General features: G+C 50.2%; 17 protein-coding genes and 1 rRNA gene (1 of these 18 only partly in view). All 18 read left to right on the top strand.

Translation table 11 applies throughout. From position 1 onward, the window contains the following. The first annotated feature begins 1 nt into the window (after position 1). Entirely contained in the window at positions 2-796 is a 795-nt protein-coding gene (gene minD, locus MKX50_RS19040; protein WP_155611524.1) for a septum site-determining protein MinD, read from the top strand. A 6-nt stretch (positions 797-802) separates the two neighbouring features. After that, positions 803-1,951 (top strand): FtsW/RodA/SpoVE family cell cycle protein, encoded by a 1,149-nt coding sequence (locus MKX50_RS19035; RefSeq protein ID WP_213594526.1) that lies wholly within the window; start codon positions 803-805, stop codon positions 1,949-1,951. 196 nt (positions 1,952-2,147) lie between these two features. Further along, the gene (locus tag MKX50_RS19030; protein ID WP_213594528.1) at positions 2,148-3,086 is read left to right on the top strand and encodes a M23 family metallopeptidase; all 939 of its coding nucleotides are present in this window, start codon (positions 2,148-2,150) and stop codon (positions 3,084-3,086) included. Next, positions 3,079-3,936, top strand: a complete 858-nt coding sequence (locus MKX50_RS19025) for a site-2 protease family protein (protein WP_339157581.1) — start codon at positions 3,079-3,081, stop codon at positions 3,934-3,936. Before MKX50_RS19030 ends, MKX50_RS19025 begins: the two co-directional genes overlap by 8 nt. A 63-nt stretch (positions 3,937-3,999) precedes the next feature. Beyond that, positions 4,000-5,193 (top strand): Rne/Rng family ribonuclease, encoded by a 1,194-nt coding sequence (locus tag MKX50_RS19020; RefSeq protein ID WP_339160197.1) that lies wholly within the window; start codon positions 4,000-4,002, stop codon positions 5,191-5,193. A 170-nt stretch (positions 5,194-5,363) separates the two neighbouring features. Further along, on the top strand, positions 5,364-5,675 hold the full coding sequence (gene rplU / locus MKX50_RS19015) for a 50S ribosomal protein L21 (RefSeq protein WP_055105540.1): 312 nt from the start codon (positions 5,364-5,366) through the stop codon (positions 5,673-5,675). 14 nt (positions 5,676-5,689) lie between these two features. After that, the gene (locus MKX50_RS19010) at positions 5,690-6,022 is read left to right on the top strand and encodes a ribosomal-processing cysteine protease Prp (protein ID WP_213594533.1); all 333 of its coding nucleotides are present in this window, start codon (positions 5,690-5,692) and stop codon (positions 6,020-6,022) included. A gap of 18 nt (positions 6,023-6,040) precedes the next feature. Continuing rightward, positions 6,041-6,352, top strand: a complete 312-nt coding sequence (gene rpmA, locus MKX50_RS19005; RefSeq protein WP_019638294.1) for a 50S ribosomal protein L27 — start codon at positions 6,041-6,043, stop codon at positions 6,350-6,352. A 165-nt stretch (positions 6,353-6,517) separates the two neighbouring features. Further along, complete coding sequence (locus MKX50_RS19000; RefSeq protein ID WP_339157580.1) at positions 6,518-7,282, top strand: Spo0B domain-containing protein; 765 nt, start codon at positions 6,518-6,520, stop codon at positions 7,280-7,282. Next, positions 7,273-8,583: a GTPase ObgE gene (gene obgE, locus MKX50_RS18995; RefSeq protein ID WP_213594537.1), complete on the top strand. Its 1,311-nt coding sequence runs from the start codon at positions 7,273-7,275 to the stop codon at positions 8,581-8,583. Before MKX50_RS19000 ends, obgE begins: the two co-directional genes overlap by 10 nt. 168 nt (positions 8,584-8,751) lie before the next feature. Next, entirely contained in the window at positions 8,752-9,189 is a 438-nt protein-coding gene (locus MKX50_RS18990) for an ACT domain-containing protein (RefSeq protein WP_213594539.1), read from the top strand. Between the two features lie 64 nt (positions 9,190-9,253). Next, positions 9,254-10,540 carry a homoserine dehydrogenase gene (locus MKX50_RS18985; RefSeq protein WP_283925532.1) on the top strand — a complete coding sequence of 429 codons (1,287 nt, stop codon included), beginning with the start codon at positions 9,254-9,256 and terminating at the stop codon, positions 10,538-10,540. Positions 10,541-10,584: 44 nt separating this feature from the next. Further along, positions 10,585-11,655, top strand: a complete 1,071-nt coding sequence (gene thrC / locus MKX50_RS18980) for a threonine synthase (RefSeq protein WP_155611532.1) — start codon at positions 10,585-10,587, stop codon at positions 11,653-11,655. After that, positions 11,652-12,620, top strand: coding sequence for a homoserine kinase (gene thrB, locus MKX50_RS18975; RefSeq protein ID WP_339157579.1), 969 nt, complete (start codon positions 11,652-11,654; stop codon positions 12,618-12,620). The genes thrC and thrB overlap by 4 nt, the downstream gene beginning before the upstream one ends. Continuing rightward, complete coding sequence (gene pheA, locus MKX50_RS18970) at positions 12,617-13,516, top strand: prephenate dehydratase (RefSeq protein WP_213594545.1); 900 nt, start codon at positions 12,617-12,619, stop codon at positions 13,514-13,516. Before thrB ends, pheA begins: the two co-directional genes overlap by 4 nt. Continuing rightward, entirely contained in the window at positions 13,516-14,394 is an 879-nt protein-coding gene (gene ilvE, locus MKX50_RS18965) for a branched-chain-amino-acid transaminase (protein ID WP_213594547.1), read from the top strand. Before pheA ends, ilvE begins: the two co-directional genes overlap by 1 nt. Before the next feature lie 157 nt (positions 14,395-14,551). Further along, positions 14,552-16,261 (top strand): LysM peptidoglycan-binding domain-containing protein, encoded by a 1,710-nt coding sequence (locus MKX50_RS18960; protein ID WP_339157578.1) that lies wholly within the window; start codon positions 14,552-14,554, stop codon positions 16,259-16,261. Between the two features lie 459 nt (positions 16,262-16,720). After that, positions 16,721-17,007, top strand: a 16S ribosomal RNA gene (locus tag MKX50_RS18955) (it continues 1,269 nt past the right edge of the window).

The raw sequence follows: 17,007 nt of genomic DNA, 5'->3' as shown, positions 1-17,007 counted from the left end.
TATGGGAGAAGCTATCGTTGTCACTTCGGGCAAAGGCGGCGTAGGGAAGACGACTACGTCTGCGAATATCGGTACGGCTCTGGCGCTGCTTGGCAAGAAGGTATGTCTCGTCGATACGGACATCGGCCTGCGGAACCTGGATGTCGTGATGGGCCTGGAGAACCGGATCATCTATGATTTGATCGACGTGGCCGAAGGGCGCTGCCGCTTGAACCAGGCTTTGGTTAAGGATAAACGTTTTGATGAATTGTACATGCTGCCCGCCGCGCAAACGAAAGACAAGAATGCCGTGTCGGAAGAGCAAGTCAAGGATATCGTTCTGGAACTGAAGAAGGAATATGAATACGTTATTATCGATTGCCCTGCTGGAATAGAACAAGGCTTCAAAAATGCGATCGCCGGAGCAGATCAAGCGATTGTCGTCACGACGCCGGAAAATGCCGCTGTCCGTGATGCGGATCGGATCATCGGCCTGCTCGAGAGCTCGCATATTGGTTCGCCGAAGCTGGTCGTAAACCGGATTAAGGTCGATATGGTGAAGTCGGGAAGCATGCTCGATATCGAAGGTATTCTGCAGGTGCTCAATATCGATCTCATCGGCATCGTGCCGGATGACGAGCTTGTCATCAAAGCGGCGAACAATGGGGAGCCTACCGTAATGAACCCCGATTCAAAGGCCGCGATTGCCTATCGTAACATTGCCCGGCGCATATTGGGAGACACCGTCCCTCTCATGCTGCTTGACCAGAAGAAAGGCATGTTTACACGCTTTAAGAAGTTTTTCGGAATGGGTTGATCCTTGTTGTTCTTCAAACTCAAAAAAATCGATTGGCTTATGGTGACAATCCTGGTCTTGTTCATGATTATGAGCACGATGCTTGTTCATAGTGCAATAGCTCCATATGCGCCCGATTTCAAGAACTACGATTTAAAGACTTTAATGTTCTATGGCCTCGGCTTTGCCGTGGTATTCGGCATGTCGATCGTCGATTACCGCACGTTGCTTCGCTATAGCTGGTATGTATATGGAACGGGCAGCTTGCTGCTCGTTCTTGTCTTCTTGTTTGCGCCGGAAATTAATGGCGCACGAAGCTGGTTTGAGCTTCCAGGAGGCCTATTGTTTCAACCGGCAGAGCTCGTCAAAATCATTTTGATTATGACTACGGCCTATTTGCTCGGGAAGCGGGAAGGCCGGCTGCTCAGCTTCCGGCGCGACGTTGTTCCGATTACGGCGGTAACCTTGCTGCCTTTCCTGCTGGTGCTGATTCAACCGGATTTGGGGAATGCGATCATCTATCTGGTTGTACTCTGCGCCATGCTATGGATCGGCAACACGAAATACAGCCATGTGCTCGTTGGCCTGACGGCATTCGTGGCTTTCCTGATCGTGTTCGTTACATTATTTAATGCTTATAACACGCAAATTCACGATTATCTGGCCGATAAAGGGAAACTGCACTGGTATCAGCGGATCAATACGTTTATCAATCCGGATTTGGCCTCGAATGATGCCAAGCACCAGTCCAGCTATGCCCAAATTGCGATTGGTTCCGGCGGGCTGACGGGTGACGGTTTTTTACAGGGCGAGCTAAAAAATAAACGGTTTGTTCCTTACCCGTATTCGGACTCGATATTCGTCGTCGTAGGCGAGGAATTCGGCTTTGTAGGCTCATCCTTACTGATGCTGCTCTACTTTTTGTTTATTTACAGGATGATTCAAATCGCGCTCCGCTGTATAGATAAGCGGGGAGCTTATATCATCGTGGGCATTGCGGCGATGTTTCTGTTCCAAATTTTCGAGAATGTAGGCATGATGATTGGCCTGATGCCGATTACAGGCATTACGCTGCCGTTTATTAGCTACGGAGGAACGTCGCTGCTGTTGAATATGCTGTGCATTGGGCTGGTATTCAGCATTATGCTTCACCAGGAGAAATATAAGGTAGATTAGAGCTGGGGCCGGCGCTGTAAGCGCCGGTTTTTTGCGTTCAATAAATGCGTAATGGGCTTGCCTTCATCAGAGAAGCTTGTTCATATTCCGTTCAAACCGCTCATAAACTAAATACAACATGTTTGCCGGGTACAGCCTGCCATGTTGCACGTATCGGAAAGAAATCGCCTGATGCTATTCGGAGGGGATATGGACGATGGACGTAAAATCGAATGTGAAGCGGCGGCGGGAAGAACGAATCAAGCAGCTTGTCTCGGGCGGACATCCCTATATGAAAGAAGTTAATTATGGATTGCAGGAGATGACGCGGCCCTCTGCAGACAGATACCCTGTAATACGGGACATGGACCATGCAGGGGACGACCAGCGCCCGCAGGATATCCGCCAGAGTGCGAAAAATGCGTCGGACAAGGAGCAGGATCCGGAATGGATGTGGAAGCATGGACAAGGCCGCTGGAATGATACGGGTTTGTTCGGCCGGGAGGATTCAGTCATGCCGAAGGATGGAAAGGGATATTCCTTCTGGGGGATGCTGTTCATTCGTCTCTGCATCAGCATGCTGATCTTTGCCGGACTATGGGCCGTTAACCGGTATGAGCCGCCTTGGGCGGGATCCATCCGCCTATTCGTGGCCCATTCTTTAACCTATGAAATGGACTTTGGGGCCGCCGAAGCATGGTATAAGCGCAATTTTGGCGGAGCTCCGACTTTCATACCGATCTTTCGGCAAAACGAAGATAAAGGGGTTAAAGTCAACAATGCGAGCAGCTTCTCTGCTCCGCTCGACGGCAGAATTGCCAGTGCGTTCGCACTCAGTTTAAGGGGAATTAACATCGTGCCCGCCAATGATTCGAGTGCGGGCTTACAGGTTAAAAGCGTAGAAACAGGTAGGGTGCTCAGCGTCGGCAACGATGCCTTCACAGGCGAGACGGTTGTCGTTCAGCATGCCGGAGGTTACGTGTCTATTTACGGCAACCTGCAGCAATCCTTTGTAGAAAAAGGGGACTGGCTAGAGTCCGGGGATTTGGTCGGGAAGCTGGCAGTATCATCCGAACAGAACGTGCCGACCCTTTATTTCGCATTGAAGAAGAATGATCGCTATATTGATCCTGCGGATGTGATTCCATTTGATTAGATGGGGCGGCATTGCGATATCTTTTCACCCGTTGTTTGTCCTCGTCATGCTGGCATCTGTCATTACAGGCCATTTCCTGGAGCTGCTGACTTTGTTTGCGATCGTCTTCATTCACGAGTGGGGGCATGTGGCCGCTGCAAAATGGTTTGGCGTCCATGTTCTCTCTGTGCAGCTGCTGCCGTTTGGCGGCGTTGCCGTAATGGAGGATACGGCTTATTTGAATGCGGGGCGCGAGATGATGATTGCGCTAGCCGGGCCTTTGCAGAACGGGCTGCTGATTGGCTGCGCCTGGCTCCTGCATGCCGCCGGATTGTGGGACGGGCCCTACTATGACTATTTTGTACAGGGAAATGTGCTCATCGCATTGTTCAATTTGCTTCCGGTTCTGCCGCTGGACGGGGGGAAGATATTCCAGTCGCTCTGCAGTATTATTCTGCCGTACCATTTGGCGCTCGTCTGGTCGCTGCGCATCAGCTTGTTGTTCAGCCTTCTGCTTATCGGATATGCGCTGTATCCTCTGCTCTCACAGGGCGGAATGCTTCAGTTGAACCTGCTGTTAATAGGGCTGTTTCTGCTCTATTCCAATTATGTGGATTACCGCAACATTCCCTATCGTTTCATGCGATTCCTGATGAACAGGGAGCGTTCGTTCTCGCGCCATTTGCTTCATGGCAGCCTGGCACAACCGATTGTAGCGGATAAAGTGCAACCTTTGGACCATATTTTGCGTCTTTTTAAAAGGGAAAAATACCATTTTATCTATGTGATGAACCGCCAGGGAAGGATCATTGCCGTTGTGCCGGAGCAACGGGTTATTTCCTCCTATTTTAAAGGCGGGCCTGCGGCATAGTATCCTGCCGTGGTATAATCACATCATATTCATTGCGTTGCAATGCAGACAGAGGGTGAGATCGTGAAACGGATGATTATTCACTGCAATTCCGGCTCTACCGAAATGGCGCTCCAGGAGGACGGCAGACTGGTGGAGTATGCCGTAGAGCGCTGTCAGGCCAAGGGGCTTGTCGGCAGTTTTTTTAAAGGGCGCGTAGTCAATGTGCTTCCCGGCATGCAGGCTGCTTTCGTGGATATCGGGCAGAAGAAGAATGCTTTTCTATATATCGATGACGTGCTTCATCCACATCTGGAAAGACAACCGAAAGTTAAACCGCTGATTTCCGAGCTGCTTCAGCCTGGCCAGGATATTATCGTGCAGGTTGTAAAGGACGCCATCGGCAACAAAGGACCGAGAGTTACGACGCATTATTCCCTTCCCGGCCGCTGGCTCGTATACATGCCTTCAGCTGCATATGTTGCGGTCTCCAAGAAGATTTTTGACGAAGATAAAAGACATCGGCTTAAAGCGATCGGCGACGAGCTTCGGCAGGAGGAGGAAGGACTTATTCTCCGTACAGTGGCCGAGCTTGAGGAGCTGGAAGCCATCGCCATGGACCTGTCCCTGCTCCGCAAACAGTGGTCAGGGATTTTGGAGAAGAGCAAGACGCATATCGCGCCCGCTCTTCTGCATCAGGAACTTAGCATGGTTCAGCGGCTGATGAGGGATGTGTACAGTCCGGAGACGGATGAGATCATTATGGACTGCCCCAAACGGGCCGCTGAAGTGGCCGCATTCCTGGAGATGATGATTCCCGGTCATGAGCAGGCCATCAAAATTTACGATAAGGAAGTTCCTCTATTTGAGTTTTATGGCGTGCAGAGCCAGCTGGATAAGGATTTCCAGCGGAAGCTGTGGCTGCCTGGCGGGGGATACTTGGTGTGGGATCAGACTGAGGCGCTGACCGTTATTGACGTCAACACAGGGAAATACATCGGCGGAAACTCGCTGGAGGAAACGGTGTTTCAGACCAATCTTGAAGCGGCGGCCGAAATGGCCAGGCTGATTCGCCTCAGGGACACTGGGGGCATTATCATCATCGATTTCATCGATATGGATCGCGAGGAGCACAGGGATGCCGTGTTGGACAAGCTTCACAGCTGCATGCAGGGCGACCGGACCCAGCATCATATTCTTGGCTGGACACGGCTGGGATTGCTTGAAATGACGCGAAAGCGAATACGGGAGGAGACAGCTGCTTCGGGCATGGATTAAATTTGCGGAATCGATTGATTTTGACCTTTTCCCGTGATATTATAGTTAAGTATGTGTCATGAGTGTAGCTTGTGCACATGCTGTAACCGCTCCGATCAGGTCAACAAGATCGTCGCATAACGCGGCGCACCTGAATTAGGCGAGTCTGAGACATGAGGAGGTGCAAGCAAATGTACGCAATTATCGAAACTGGCGGTAAACAATACCGTGTTCAAGAGGGCGATGTTCTTTACATCGAGAAATTGAACGCAGAGGACGGCGCAAGCGTGACGTTCGACCGTGTATTGGCTGTATCCAAAGGAGACGGTTTGGTAGCGGGAACTCCTGTAGTAGCCGGTGCTAGTGTAACAGCGAAAGTTGAGAAGCACGGCAAAGGCCGCAAGGTTGTCGTTTATAAATACAAACCGAAGAAGAACTACCACAAGAAGCAAGGTCATCGTCAACCATACACGAAAGTGACCATCGAGAAAATCCAAGCGTAAGAAGGTGACGTACCTTGATTAGCGTCTCCATATTGCGTCGCCAGGATAACGAAATACATGGTTTCAAAGTAGAAGGCCATGCCCATTATGCCGAGCCAGGCCAAGACATTGTGTGCGCCGGGGTATCTGCCGTTACCGTTGGAACGGTGAATTCCATCGAGACGCTGACCGGAGTCGTCATGGATTCCAAGATGAAGAACGGGTTCTTAAACGCGAGTCTTCCTCATGTGGAGCAGCCGAAAGCTCTGGAGCAGGCACAGCTTCTCCTTGCTTCTATGGTCGTTATGCTGCAAAGTATCGAAATGTCATACGGTGAGTATATTCAGATACAAGATATCATTATTTAAAGAAGGAGGTAGACTATAATGTTGAAATTGGATCTCCAGTTATTTGCATCCAAGAAGGGTGTAGGTTCCACAAAGAACGGTCGTGACAGTATCGCTAAACGCCTTGGCGTGAAACGTGCTGACGGCCAAACTGTAACAGGCGGAAGCATTCTTGTTCGCCAACGCGGAACGAAGATTCATCCGGGTACCAACGTGGGAATCGGTAAAGACGACACGCTGTTTGCGAAAGTCGATGGCGTTGTTAAATTCGAACGTTGGGGACGCGATCGCAAGAAAGTGAGCGTCTACCCTGTGGAAGTTGCTCCTGTAGCGGCAGCAGTTGAAGCTTAATAGCTTGCTTATAAGCCCTCGGCACTCGTGCCGAGGGCTTTTTTGAGATTACTTGTTTCACTATACTTTTTTAAGTCCATGCCGGGACAAGGATTGTGATATACTGGGTAAAGATGTTAAAAATAAAAAGGTCATGTACCCAATTGAAGAGGAACGGGGAAATTCATGAAACATCGGTTCACAGTGCCGGTCATTGCCGGAACGCTAACGCTTGCTTTGTTGGTGATATTGTACTTCGTTGAATCGACAGTATGGTATGTTGTGTTGTGCGTAGGTTTGCTGGCGGTGTTGTGGGGTTATAACAAATATGTAAAGGATCGGGCGGCGAATGAAAGGAAGCAGCTGCTGGAGTCGGTACAAAGAACCGCGGCTGCCACACTAGGTCACCACCGGCATGATTGGATGAACGACCTGCAAATTTTATACGGATACATTCAACTGGGCAAGATTGATAAACTGGCCAGCTGTGTGGACAGAATAAAGGAAAGGATGGCCGTAGAGAGCAAAATATCCCGCTTGGGCATCCCTTCGCTGGTTTTTTATTTGCAATCTTTTCGTGAAGTAAACAGCTCGGTTCAACTGGAGGTCAGCATTGAAGACGACCTGGAGCTAGGCAAGCTGCTCACTGCCGAAGATGCGGAGGAGTTGACAGAGGCCATCATTGACACGATCCGGGCCTTCCAATTTGCCGGCCGTTCCTCTTGGGGAGAAATGCTGCAGCTTAAAATGTCGATTGGCCTTGAGTATAACGAGTTGTCGGTCAGTTTCGTTCAAAAGGAAAGCTCAGGAAATACGGAAATCCTCTTTCAGCGGTTATCTGAAGTCTTGGACGGAAAACAAATTCGTGCAGAGCACGGAGACTCCGGGCAAGCTTCGGTACGGCTAAGGATGCTGTGCGGAAATTTAAAAGAGGTGAACGCATGTTTATAGATAAAGCGAAAGTGTATGTAAAAGGCGGCGACGGCGGCGACGGTATCGTTGCCTTCCGCCGGGAGAAATATGTTCCGGAAGGCGGTCCTGCGGGCGGCGACGGCGGGAAGGGCGGAGACGTCATATTCCGTGTAGACGAAGGTCTGCGCACGCTTATGGATTTCCGCTATCAGCGGCATTTCAAGGCGGATCGCGGTGTCAAGGGGCGAAACAAAAGCCAGCACGGGGCAAATGCCGAAAATATGATCGTTCGGATTCCGCCGGGAACGGTCATTATCGATGACGACACCCAGGAGGTGCTCGCCGATTTAACCCGGCACGGACAACAAATCGTAGTAGCGAGGGGAGGCCGCGGAGGCCGGGGCAATACCCGCTTTGCGACGCCGAGCAACCCGGCTCCAGAGCTCGCAGAGCATGGAGAGGAAGGCGAGGAGCGCTGGATTGTGCTGGAGCTTAAGGTGATGGCCGACGTGGGGTTGGTCGGATTTCCGAGTGTAGGCAAGTCTACGCTGTTATCCGTTGTATCTGCGGCTCAGCCGAAAATCGGGGCTTATCATTTTACGACCATCACGCCGAATCTCGGGGTGGTGGACGTCGACGAAGGGCGCAGCTTCGTTATGGCCGACCTCCCGGGCCTTATCGAAGGGGCGCATGAGGGCGTGGGTCTAGGTCATGAATTTCTTCGCCATGTGGAGCGGACGCGCGTTATTATTCATGTTGTCGATATGGCCGGATCGGAAGGCCGCGATCCGTTCGACGACTGGTTGAAGATCAACGAAGAGCTTAAGCTGTATAACGCCCAGCTCGAGAACCGTCCGCAGATCGTAGCTGCAAACAAGATGGATATGCCGGAGGCGGCGGAACATTTGGAGAAGTTCCGCAAACAGGTAAGCGAGATTCGCCCTGATCTTGAAATCATGCCGATATCCTCCCTGACCCGTCAGGGGATCAAGGAACTGATTTACAGAACGGCCGATTTGCTTGATCAGATTCCGGAGGAGCCAGCGCTGGAGGAAGTTACCGAATTAAGCGAACGGAAAATTTACAAGCTCGAGAAGGAAGAGGAGCAGGACTTCGTGATTCGCCGCGAGAATGAGGATTTTGTCGTTGAGAGCGCGAAGATCGAAAGAATGATGAAGCGAATGCAATTGAATACGCATGACGCCATTCTCAAGCTTGCGCGTACCATGCGGCATATGGGCGTGGACGACGAATTACGGAGACGCGGCGCTAAGGACGGAACGATTGTCCGAATCGGCGATTTTGAATTCGAATTTGTTGAGGGAAGCAGCTACTATTAAAGTCTTTATGGAGAGCACCTGTAAAGGGTGCTCTTTGTTGTCTATCGGCAAAAATCGGGGTCAGGGGAATTTCGCGAAAATCTGTGCGGAAAATAGGTTGCCTCCAGACTTTTTTTTCGTTATAATGTCCACTATACGAAAACAACAGTCTTTAAGGGGAGGACGTTTGTGAAGGAGCGTTATTACTTGGTCCGTGAAGATATTTTGCCGGAAGCAGTGATCAAGACGCTTCAGGTGAAGCAGCTGCTTGCTGCCGGGGACGTTAAAACCGTGCATGAAGCGACGCTCCAGGTCGGGCTTAGCCGCAGTGCTTTTTATAAGTATAAGGACGGCATTCATCCATTGAACCAGATGGAGCGGGAAGAAATCGTCACGATATCGTTTGATCTGGAACATCGCTCCGGCATCTTATCCCAAGTACTTTCCTTGCTTGCCGGATCGGGAGGGAATGTGCTAACGATCAATCAGAGCATTCCTTTACAAGGAAGAGCAAATGTCGTCATCTCCGTGGAAACTTCGCGGCTGACGGAGGAACTGGATAAGATGCTCAAGGCATTGCAAGAAATCTCCGGCGTGAAGAAAATTCAAATCGTCGGTCAAGGATAGGTATCTCCCGCAGCAATACAATTCGACATAAACAACCCGCATAGGGAACAGGAGGGGACTTATATTGAAACCCGTTAAGGTAGGATTACTGGGGCTTGGCACCGTAGGAACCGGCGTTGTGCGCATCGTCGAAGGACACCAGGAGGATTTGAGCAGTCAAGTCGGATCTCCAATCATCATCGAGAAGGTGGCCGTTAAAAATCTGGAAAAGGCCAGAAGCATTGAAATCGAGCAAAGCAAGCTTACGGAAGATCCTTGGGAGGTGATCCGCGATCCGGAAATCGATGTCATCGTCGAGGTGATGGGCGGTGTGGAGGCTGCCAAGGAATATATCCTCGAGGCGCTGGATCGGGGAAAACATATTGTAACGGCAAACAAGGATCTTATGGCGCTCTATGGCTCGGAGATCATGGCCAAGGCGTTGGAGAAGCAATGTGATGTATTCTATGAAGCGAGTGTGGCCGGGGGGATTCCGATCATCCGGACGCTGATCGAGGGCTTCTCTTCGGATCGCATCGTTAAGATTATGGGGATCGTCAATGGGACGACAAACTATATTCTGAGCAAGATGAGCCAAGAAGATGCATCCTATGAGGATGTCCTCAAGGAAGCGCAGGAGCTTGGCTATGCCGAAGCTGACCCGACATCAGACGTGGAAGGCTTGGATGCGGCCCGCAAGATGGTCATCTTGGGAACTCTCGGCTTCAGAACGAACGTGGAGCTGAGTGATGTCGATGTCCGGGGGATTTCGAGCGTGTCCAAGGAGGATATCGCTTATGCAAAGAAGCTGGGCTATGAGATGAAGCTGCTCGGCATCGCCGATCGCCAGGACGATGAATTCAGTGTTAGCGTTCAGCCGACAATGGTGAAAAAGAGCCATCCGATCGCTGCCGTCAACGGCGTATTCAACGCTGTTTATGTCCATGGCGAGGCGGTTGGCGAGACGATGTTCTACGGCGCTGGAGCCGGGGAAATGCCGACGGCCACTTCGGTAGTTGCTGATTTGGTTGCGGTAGTGAAGAATCTGAAGCTCGGAGTCAACGGCCTGAAAGCAATGGTTCCTTATAAAACAAAGAAGCTGAAGAGCGACGAGCAAATCGCCTATAAGAACTTCCTGCTGCTTGAAGTCGACGACAAAGCGGGTGTGCTGGCCCAAATTACTCAAGTGTTCGGGGAATATGATGTCAGTCTGGAATCGGTCGTGCAATCGCCAAATGAGCATACGCCGGATGCTGAAATCATTATCGTTACTCATCATGCCTCGAAGGCGAATATGGATAAAGTGCTGAAGCATTTCGAGACACTGAAGGTTATTCGCCGCGTTAAGAGCGTGTACCGCGTAGAAGGTTAAAGATCTTCTCGTTTATTCCTAATAATAAAAGGGGTTTTTATTTCATGAGATATCTTGGATTGCTGCATACCTACAAAGAGTATTTGCCTATTAACGACAACACGCCGCTGCTAACGCTGCATGAAGGCAATACGCCGCTTGTTCGTGCTGATAATTTGTCCGAGGAGCTGGGGCTCGATCTGTATTTCAAATACGAGGGTCTGAACCCAACGGGTTCATTTAAAGACCGCGGAATGGTCATGGCCGTGGCTAAGGCGATTGAAGAAGGCAGCAACACGATTATGTGCGCTTCTACGGGGAACACGTCCGCTGCGGCTGCGGCGTATGCGGCGCGTGCAGGGCTGAACTGCATCGTGTTGATCCCGAACAATAACATTGCTCTCGGCAAACTGGCCCAAGCGATGATTTACGGAGCCAAAGTTATTGCCATCGAAGGAAACTTTGACCGTGCGCTTGAAATCGTCCGCGATATTACGGCGAAGCATCCGATTACGCTGGTGAACTCGGTGAACCCGTACCGGATTGAAGGACAGAAGACGGCAGCGTTTGAAGTTTGCGACCAATTGGGCAAAGCGCCGGACGTCCTGGCGATTCCAGTCGGCAATGCAGGGAATATTTCTGCATACTGGAAGGGCTTTAAGGAGTATCAGCAGCATGGCAAGAGCAATTCACTTCCGCGCATGGTCGGCTTTGAAGCCGAAGGAGCGATGGCTATCGTTAAAGGTGAGCCGATCCTGGAGCCAGAAACTGTTGCGACCGCAATCCGCATCGGCAACCCGGCAAGCTGGAAGACGGCAGTAGCCGCCGCAGAGGAGTCTGGTGGACAGATCAATTACGTAACCGATGAGGAAATTTTGACAGCGTATAAGACGATCGCGGCGCGTGAAGGCATTTTTGCGGAACCGGCTTCTGCGGCATCTGTTGCCGGTGTGTATAAGCTCCATCGCGAAGGTTACTTTAAAGGTGGAGAAACCGTTGTTTGCGTCTTGACCGGCCATGGCTTGAAGGATCCTAATATTGCGATCAAGAGCATTGGCAGCGAGCCAATTGTCGTGAAGGATACGGAAGAAGCAGTTATGGCGGCCATCGCGAAGCTGCAAGGAGAGCAGCAATGATGTCTGAAGCGGGCGTCCGCGTCAAAGTACCAGCGAGTACGGCCAATCTGGGTCCAGGCTTCGATACGCTCGGCATGGCCTTGTCGCTTTACGCCTGGATTGAGATGAAACCAGCGGAAGCGACGAATATTCATTTATACGGCGATCAGATGAAGGGGATTCCAACCAATAAAAACAATCTTATTTACGAGGTAGCTCAATCTGTTTTTCGCGAAGCAGGGGTATCTCTTCCCGAACTGGAAATTTCCATGTATTCGGATATTCCGCTTACCAGAGGTCTTGGCAGCAGTGCATCGGCGATCGTCGGTGCACTGGTCGCGGCAAATGAGCTTATCGGTTCCCCGCTGGATCAAGCCAAGCTGTTCGATATGGCTACGGCGCTTGAGAAGCATCCGGATAATGTCGGCGCTTCCCTGTTTGGGGGATTGATTACGGCTGTATGGGACGGGGCTCATGCTGAGTATTTGCGGATCGAGCCGCCGGCCGATCTGGAGGTTTTGGTGGCGATTCCCGACTTCCAGCTCTCTACATCGAAAGCGCGCCAGGTACTTCCCGAACAGGTCAGCTTGGGCGATGCCGTATTTAATATTAGCCGGACCTCTCTGTTTACAGCAGCGATGGCTTCCGGCAGGCTTGACCTGATTCGTGCGTCGATGCAGGATCGGCTGCATCAGCCGTTCCGTGCTTCCTTGGTGCCGGGTATGGAGCGCATATTGAAAGAGGCGACGGAGCACGGCGCCCTCGGCGCTGCGCTTAGTGGAGCGGGTCCGACGCTGCTGGCGTTAATGGACCGCCGTGAGAATAGAGGCGCAGAATTAGAACGCTTTTTGCTTAAGGTGCTTGGCGAACAGGGAATCCAGGCTCAGACTATTTGGCTGCAACCTTGCACACAAGGCGCTAAGACGCTTACTATAAATACAGGTGAGCAGTTCATTGATTCCATAAAAGGGGAAGTCAGAGCATGAAAGTAATTGCGTTGCTGCCGGAAGGCTCGGTATCTCATGAGGCTGTTCTTCATTTATTTGGTGAAGAGCAGGTACAGCTGCATCATTGCAAGCAGATTTCCGACGTGTTTCTGGCGACGGCAAATGGTGTAAGCCAGTACAGCGTTATTCCGATTGAAAATACGATTGAAGGCTCCGTTAGTTTGCATATGGATTGGCTCGTCCATGAAGTCGATATCCCGATGCAAGTAGAATGGGTGTACCCTTCCATTCAAAATTTAATCGGCGACAGGAAAGAATTCGTATCGGATTCCGATGCGAGCCAGATTGATTATGCAAAAGTGACCAAGGTGCTGTCACATCCGGTGGCTATGGCGCAGTGCATGCAGTTCCTGAAGGCCAACATGCCTCAAGCGGAACTGGAGCATGTCGCAAGTACGTCGGAAGCCGTAAAGCTGGTTAAGCAGCGCCCTGGCGAAGGCTGGACGGCAATCGGCACTGCGCTCGGCGCCAAGACGCATGGGCTGGATATTTTGGCCGACCGGGTCACGGATCATGACAACAACTATACCCGGTTTGTCCTGATCGGTCAGGAGCCGCTCCAATTGAAACGGAGTGAGGCTGCCCAGGATAAAACGAGCATTCTGGTCACGCTTCCCGAGGATTTTCCGGGCGCTCTGCATCAAGTGTTGTCGGCTTTTGCCTGGCGAAAGCTGAACCTGTCTCGCATCGAATCGAGACCTACCAAGAAGCGGCTTGGAAGTTACTATTTTTATATGGATGTCCTCTCCTCCCTGGACACTGTCCTGCTGCAATCAGCCATTGGAGAGATTGAGGCGTTAGGCTGCCAAGTACGTATACTTGGTTCCTACCCAAGTTATTCTGTGAAGAATCATAAGCTGGAGGTGCGAAAATAATGGCAGAACAATGGATTTATTTAGATGGACAATTCGTAACAAAGGATAATGCAAAAATCTCCGTATACGATCACGGTTTCTTATACGGTGATGGGATATTCGAAGGAATTCGCATCTATAACGGGAATATTTTCAAATGCAAAGAGCACTTGGACCGCTTGTATGATTCCGCGAAATCCATCATGCTAAACATTCCTCTCACGTATCAGGAGATGGAGGACGCTTTGGTCGAAACACTGCGTCGTAACGAGCTCCGCGACGGGTACATCCGTCTGGTTGTGTCCCGCGGTGCAGGCAACCTGGGGCTGGATCCGAACCGCTGTCCTAAGGCCTCTGTCATTATCATCGCTGAGCAGCTCGCGATTTATTCAGAGGAGGCATACAAAACCGGCTTGAAGACGGTGTCCGTATCGACAAAACGCAATATTCCGGACGCGCTGAATCCGAAAATCAAATCGCTGAACTATTTGAACAACATCCTGGTAAAAATCCAGTCGAACCTGTCCGGCGCGGGCGAAGCGATTATGCTGAACTCGCAAGGTTATGTGACCGAAGGCTCGGGAGATAATATTTTTATCGTGAAGAACGGGGTCATTACGACACCGCCATGCTATTTAGGCGCTTTAGAGGGGATTACCCGCCAAGCCATCATTGATATTTGCCATGAGAAGGGCTATAAACTGAAGGAAGAGCCGTTTACGCTTCATGATGTTTATGTAGCTGATGAAGTATTCCTGACAGGAACCGCGGCTGAGGTTATTGCGGTCCGCGAAGTCGATGGGCGGATTATTGGTGAGGGACATGCCGGCCCGATCACTCTCAAGCTGTTGGAGGAATTCCGCAGCATTGTGGATAAAGACGGCTTAAAAGTTTGGTAAGACTCTAATTTAAGGAACCTATCCTTTTTTTCTATAAAGAAGGATAGGTTTTTTTCGTTACATGGATGTCAAAAGCCGGGCTCCTGCATAGGATGTATTAAATGGGCCCCGGGCGAAGATCACGGTCCGGAGAAGAAACCTAGGAGGTCTTTAGCACGTGAAAATCCATATCGTAAAACAAGGAGATACTTTGTTTGAGTTATCAAAAAAATATGATGTCCCTCTGCAGAAAATAATCGAGGCAAATCCGCAAATCAGCAATCCAGATGAGCTTAGCATAGGAATGAAGGTTAAGATTCCTACTTCGGCCGTTCCCGTGGAGGAAGGGATTATCTACAAGCATACTGTGAAGCAAGGGGATTCTCTCTGGAAGTTGTCCAAAGCCTGGGGACTGCCATTGCAGGCTCTGGTAAATGCCAACCCGCAGTTGAGTGATCCTAATGTACTTAACGTTGGGGATGTGATCAACATTCCCGGTGCCGCCAATCCAGGGGCGAACAATCCTTCCAATAATGCCGCGCCTAATCCAAACCTGGTTAGTCCGATCCAGAAGAAAAATACGGCCCCGATTGAAAATGTGAAACCCGAGAACATCAAGCCTGAGAACATTCAACCGGAAAATATCAAGCCAGAAAATGTGATGCCGGAGAATATCAAACCGATTGCAGAGAATCCTAAGCCGGAGAATATTAAGCCGATTGCGGAGAATCCGAAGCCGGCTCCTATCGTGAAGCCTGAAAGCATTAAACTGGAGAGCGTCAAAGTTGAGAATATTAAAATTATTGAAAATGTCATGCCCGTCGTTCCCCAGCAGGTACCTCAAATGGAGGTGAAGCCGATTAAATATGAGGAGCCTCCTTGCCCGCCCACACCGCATTGTCCTGAACTAGTGTCACCATTTCAATTCAAAGTCGAGCAGCCGCCGATGCCAGTAGCTGGGCAGCACCCGCCTTATTCGCCGTGCGGATGTTCCGGTCATGGCACACATCATCATGAGAATATGTACTCTCCCTATCATTTCGAGAATGAAAATGTATCTTCTTATTATGATTTTCCGCCAGCTTGGCCGAATGAGGCTGCCATGGGAGAATATCCGGGTCTGTCGAATGCGCCTTACCAGTCGCCACAATATATGAATCCATGTTCACCTGTACATCCGTATGCCCATGAAAACCTGCCATATCATCATTCTCACCATACTCATCATACTCACTCCCATCACTCTCATCATCACCCGCATGGTTATCCTGAAGCAGGAAATGTCATGCCAGAAAGCTATACGCCAAATGCGCCGTTCCCGGGAAGTGACAATTTACCGTGGGGGCAGGCCCAGCTCTCATCGAATGTTGCTCCCTTATACGGGGCTAATGCTAATGTATCGCCAAATGCATCTGTATCACCTGGATCGATCTTACCCTATTCATCAGTCTCGCCTAATGTAGCTTATCCTTACTCAGCTCCTTACTATGAGCCGCATCACACCTATTCACCCTGTGGCTGCTCTGGACATTCGGCAGTCCAGCCGTACACGAACGCGCCTTTTGCGGTTCAGCCGTACCAAGCGGCAATGCCTAATGTGCCTGTGTCTCCGTTAGGGGGATTCGGTGCTCCCGAGCAAATGCACCACGAAGATTGGCATAAAGGCGGAAGTAGGGAGGATACAGCGAATATCCAGGCAGCAGACCAAGTCGAAGAAAGAACAGACAGTACGGGTCAGAATACGGATACGCCGCAGCAAGCCCAGAAAGATGCGAATATTTCTGAAGTTAGGAAAGGTAAACCAGAGCGGAGTTCGGAAGCAAAAAACAAGAAGCCGACGACAAGAAAGAAACGCAGCCGCAAACGTAATCCTTGGATTAATAATTAGACCAAAACGACAGAGAGGCGCCGAGGCGCCTCTTCCTTTTTTTACTATGAATAATGATTGCAAAACTGCTTGCTGATAGATTGGTTTATATGATATATTAAATGTCCCGATAAAAAGATGATAGATCATTCTTTGAGGGCGGAAGGCGAAAACTTAATTGATTTTATTTTTATCAAAAAAAGTGCTTGCCAGCCGAGAATAAATGTGTTATATTATTTAAGTCGCCGCTGAAACAACGGTAGCGAATGAGAACAAAGTTGATCTTTGAAAACTGAACAACGAGTGAGCGGGTTTCACGGAAGTGAAATCTAAATAATAGAGTCAGATGCAAATCTGATCTCGTCAGATTCAAAATGAGTAAGTCAAACACCTTAGCTGAAAGAGATTTTACCTTCGGTAAAACTTCCTTTCATCTCGGATGAAAGATCCCATCCATTGGATATACGATGATTTCATCCTTTATTGGAGAGTTTGATCCTGGCTCAGGACGAACGCTGGCGGCGTGCCTAATACATGCAAGTCGAGCGGAGTTATTTTGGAAGCTTGCTTCCGAAATAACTTAGCGGCGGACGGGTGAGTAATACGTAGGCAACCTGCCTGTAAGACTGGGATAACTGCCGGAAACGGTAGCTAATACCGGATAAATCATTTCGCCGCATGGCGGGATGCTGAAAGACGGAGCAATCTGTCACTTACAGATGGGCCTACGGCGCATTAGCTAGTTGGTGGGGTAAAGGCCTACCAAG

It is taken from the genome of Paenibacillus sp. FSL W8-0186 (assembly GCF_037969765.1).
Taxonomy (GTDB): Bacteria; Bacillota; Bacilli; order Paenibacillales; family Paenibacillaceae; genus Fontibacillus; species Fontibacillus woosongensis.
Note: the sequence above shows the minus strand (reverse complement) of the source record. Positions and strands in the feature narration are given on the sequence as shown.

What these genes read in the sequence shown, in the direction of transcription:
- rplU (WP_055105540.1), top strand. Translation starts at nt 5,364, where the DNA reads ATGTACGCAATTATCGAAACTGGCGGTAAACAATACCGTGTTCAAGAG.
- thrC (WP_155611532.1), top strand. Translation starts at nt 10,585, where the DNA reads ATGAGATATCTTGGATTGCTGCATACCTACAAAGAGTATTTGCCTATT.
- thrB (WP_339157579.1), top strand. Translation starts at nt 11,652, where the DNA reads ATGATGTCTGAAGCGGGCGTCCGCGTCAAAGTACCAGCGAGTACGGCC.
- MKX50_RS19000 (WP_339157580.1), top strand. Translation starts at nt 6,518, where the DNA reads ATGAAACATCGGTTCACAGTGCCGGTCATTGCCGGAACGCTAACGCTT.
- pheA (WP_213594545.1), top strand. Translation starts at nt 12,617, where the DNA reads ATGAAAGTAATTGCGTTGCTGCCGGAAGGCTCGGTATCTCATGAGGCT.
- ilvE (WP_213594547.1), top strand. Translation starts at nt 13,516, where the DNA reads ATGGCAGAACAATGGATTTATTTAGATGGACAATTCGTAACAAAGGAT.
- obgE (WP_213594537.1), top strand. Translation starts at nt 7,273, where the DNA reads ATGTTTATAGATAAAGCGAAAGTGTATGTAAAAGGCGGCGACGGCGGC.
- MKX50_RS19030 (WP_213594528.1), top strand. Translation starts at nt 2,148, where the DNA reads ATGGACGTAAAATCGAATGTGAAGCGGCGGCGGGAAGAACGAATCAAG.
- rpmA (WP_019638294.1), top strand. Translation starts at nt 6,041, where the DNA reads ATGTTGAAATTGGATCTCCAGTTATTTGCATCCAAGAAGGGTGTAGGT.
- minD (WP_155611524.1), top strand. Translation starts at nt 2, where the DNA reads ATGGGAGAAGCTATCGTTGTCACTTCGGGCAAAGGCGGCGTAGGGAAG.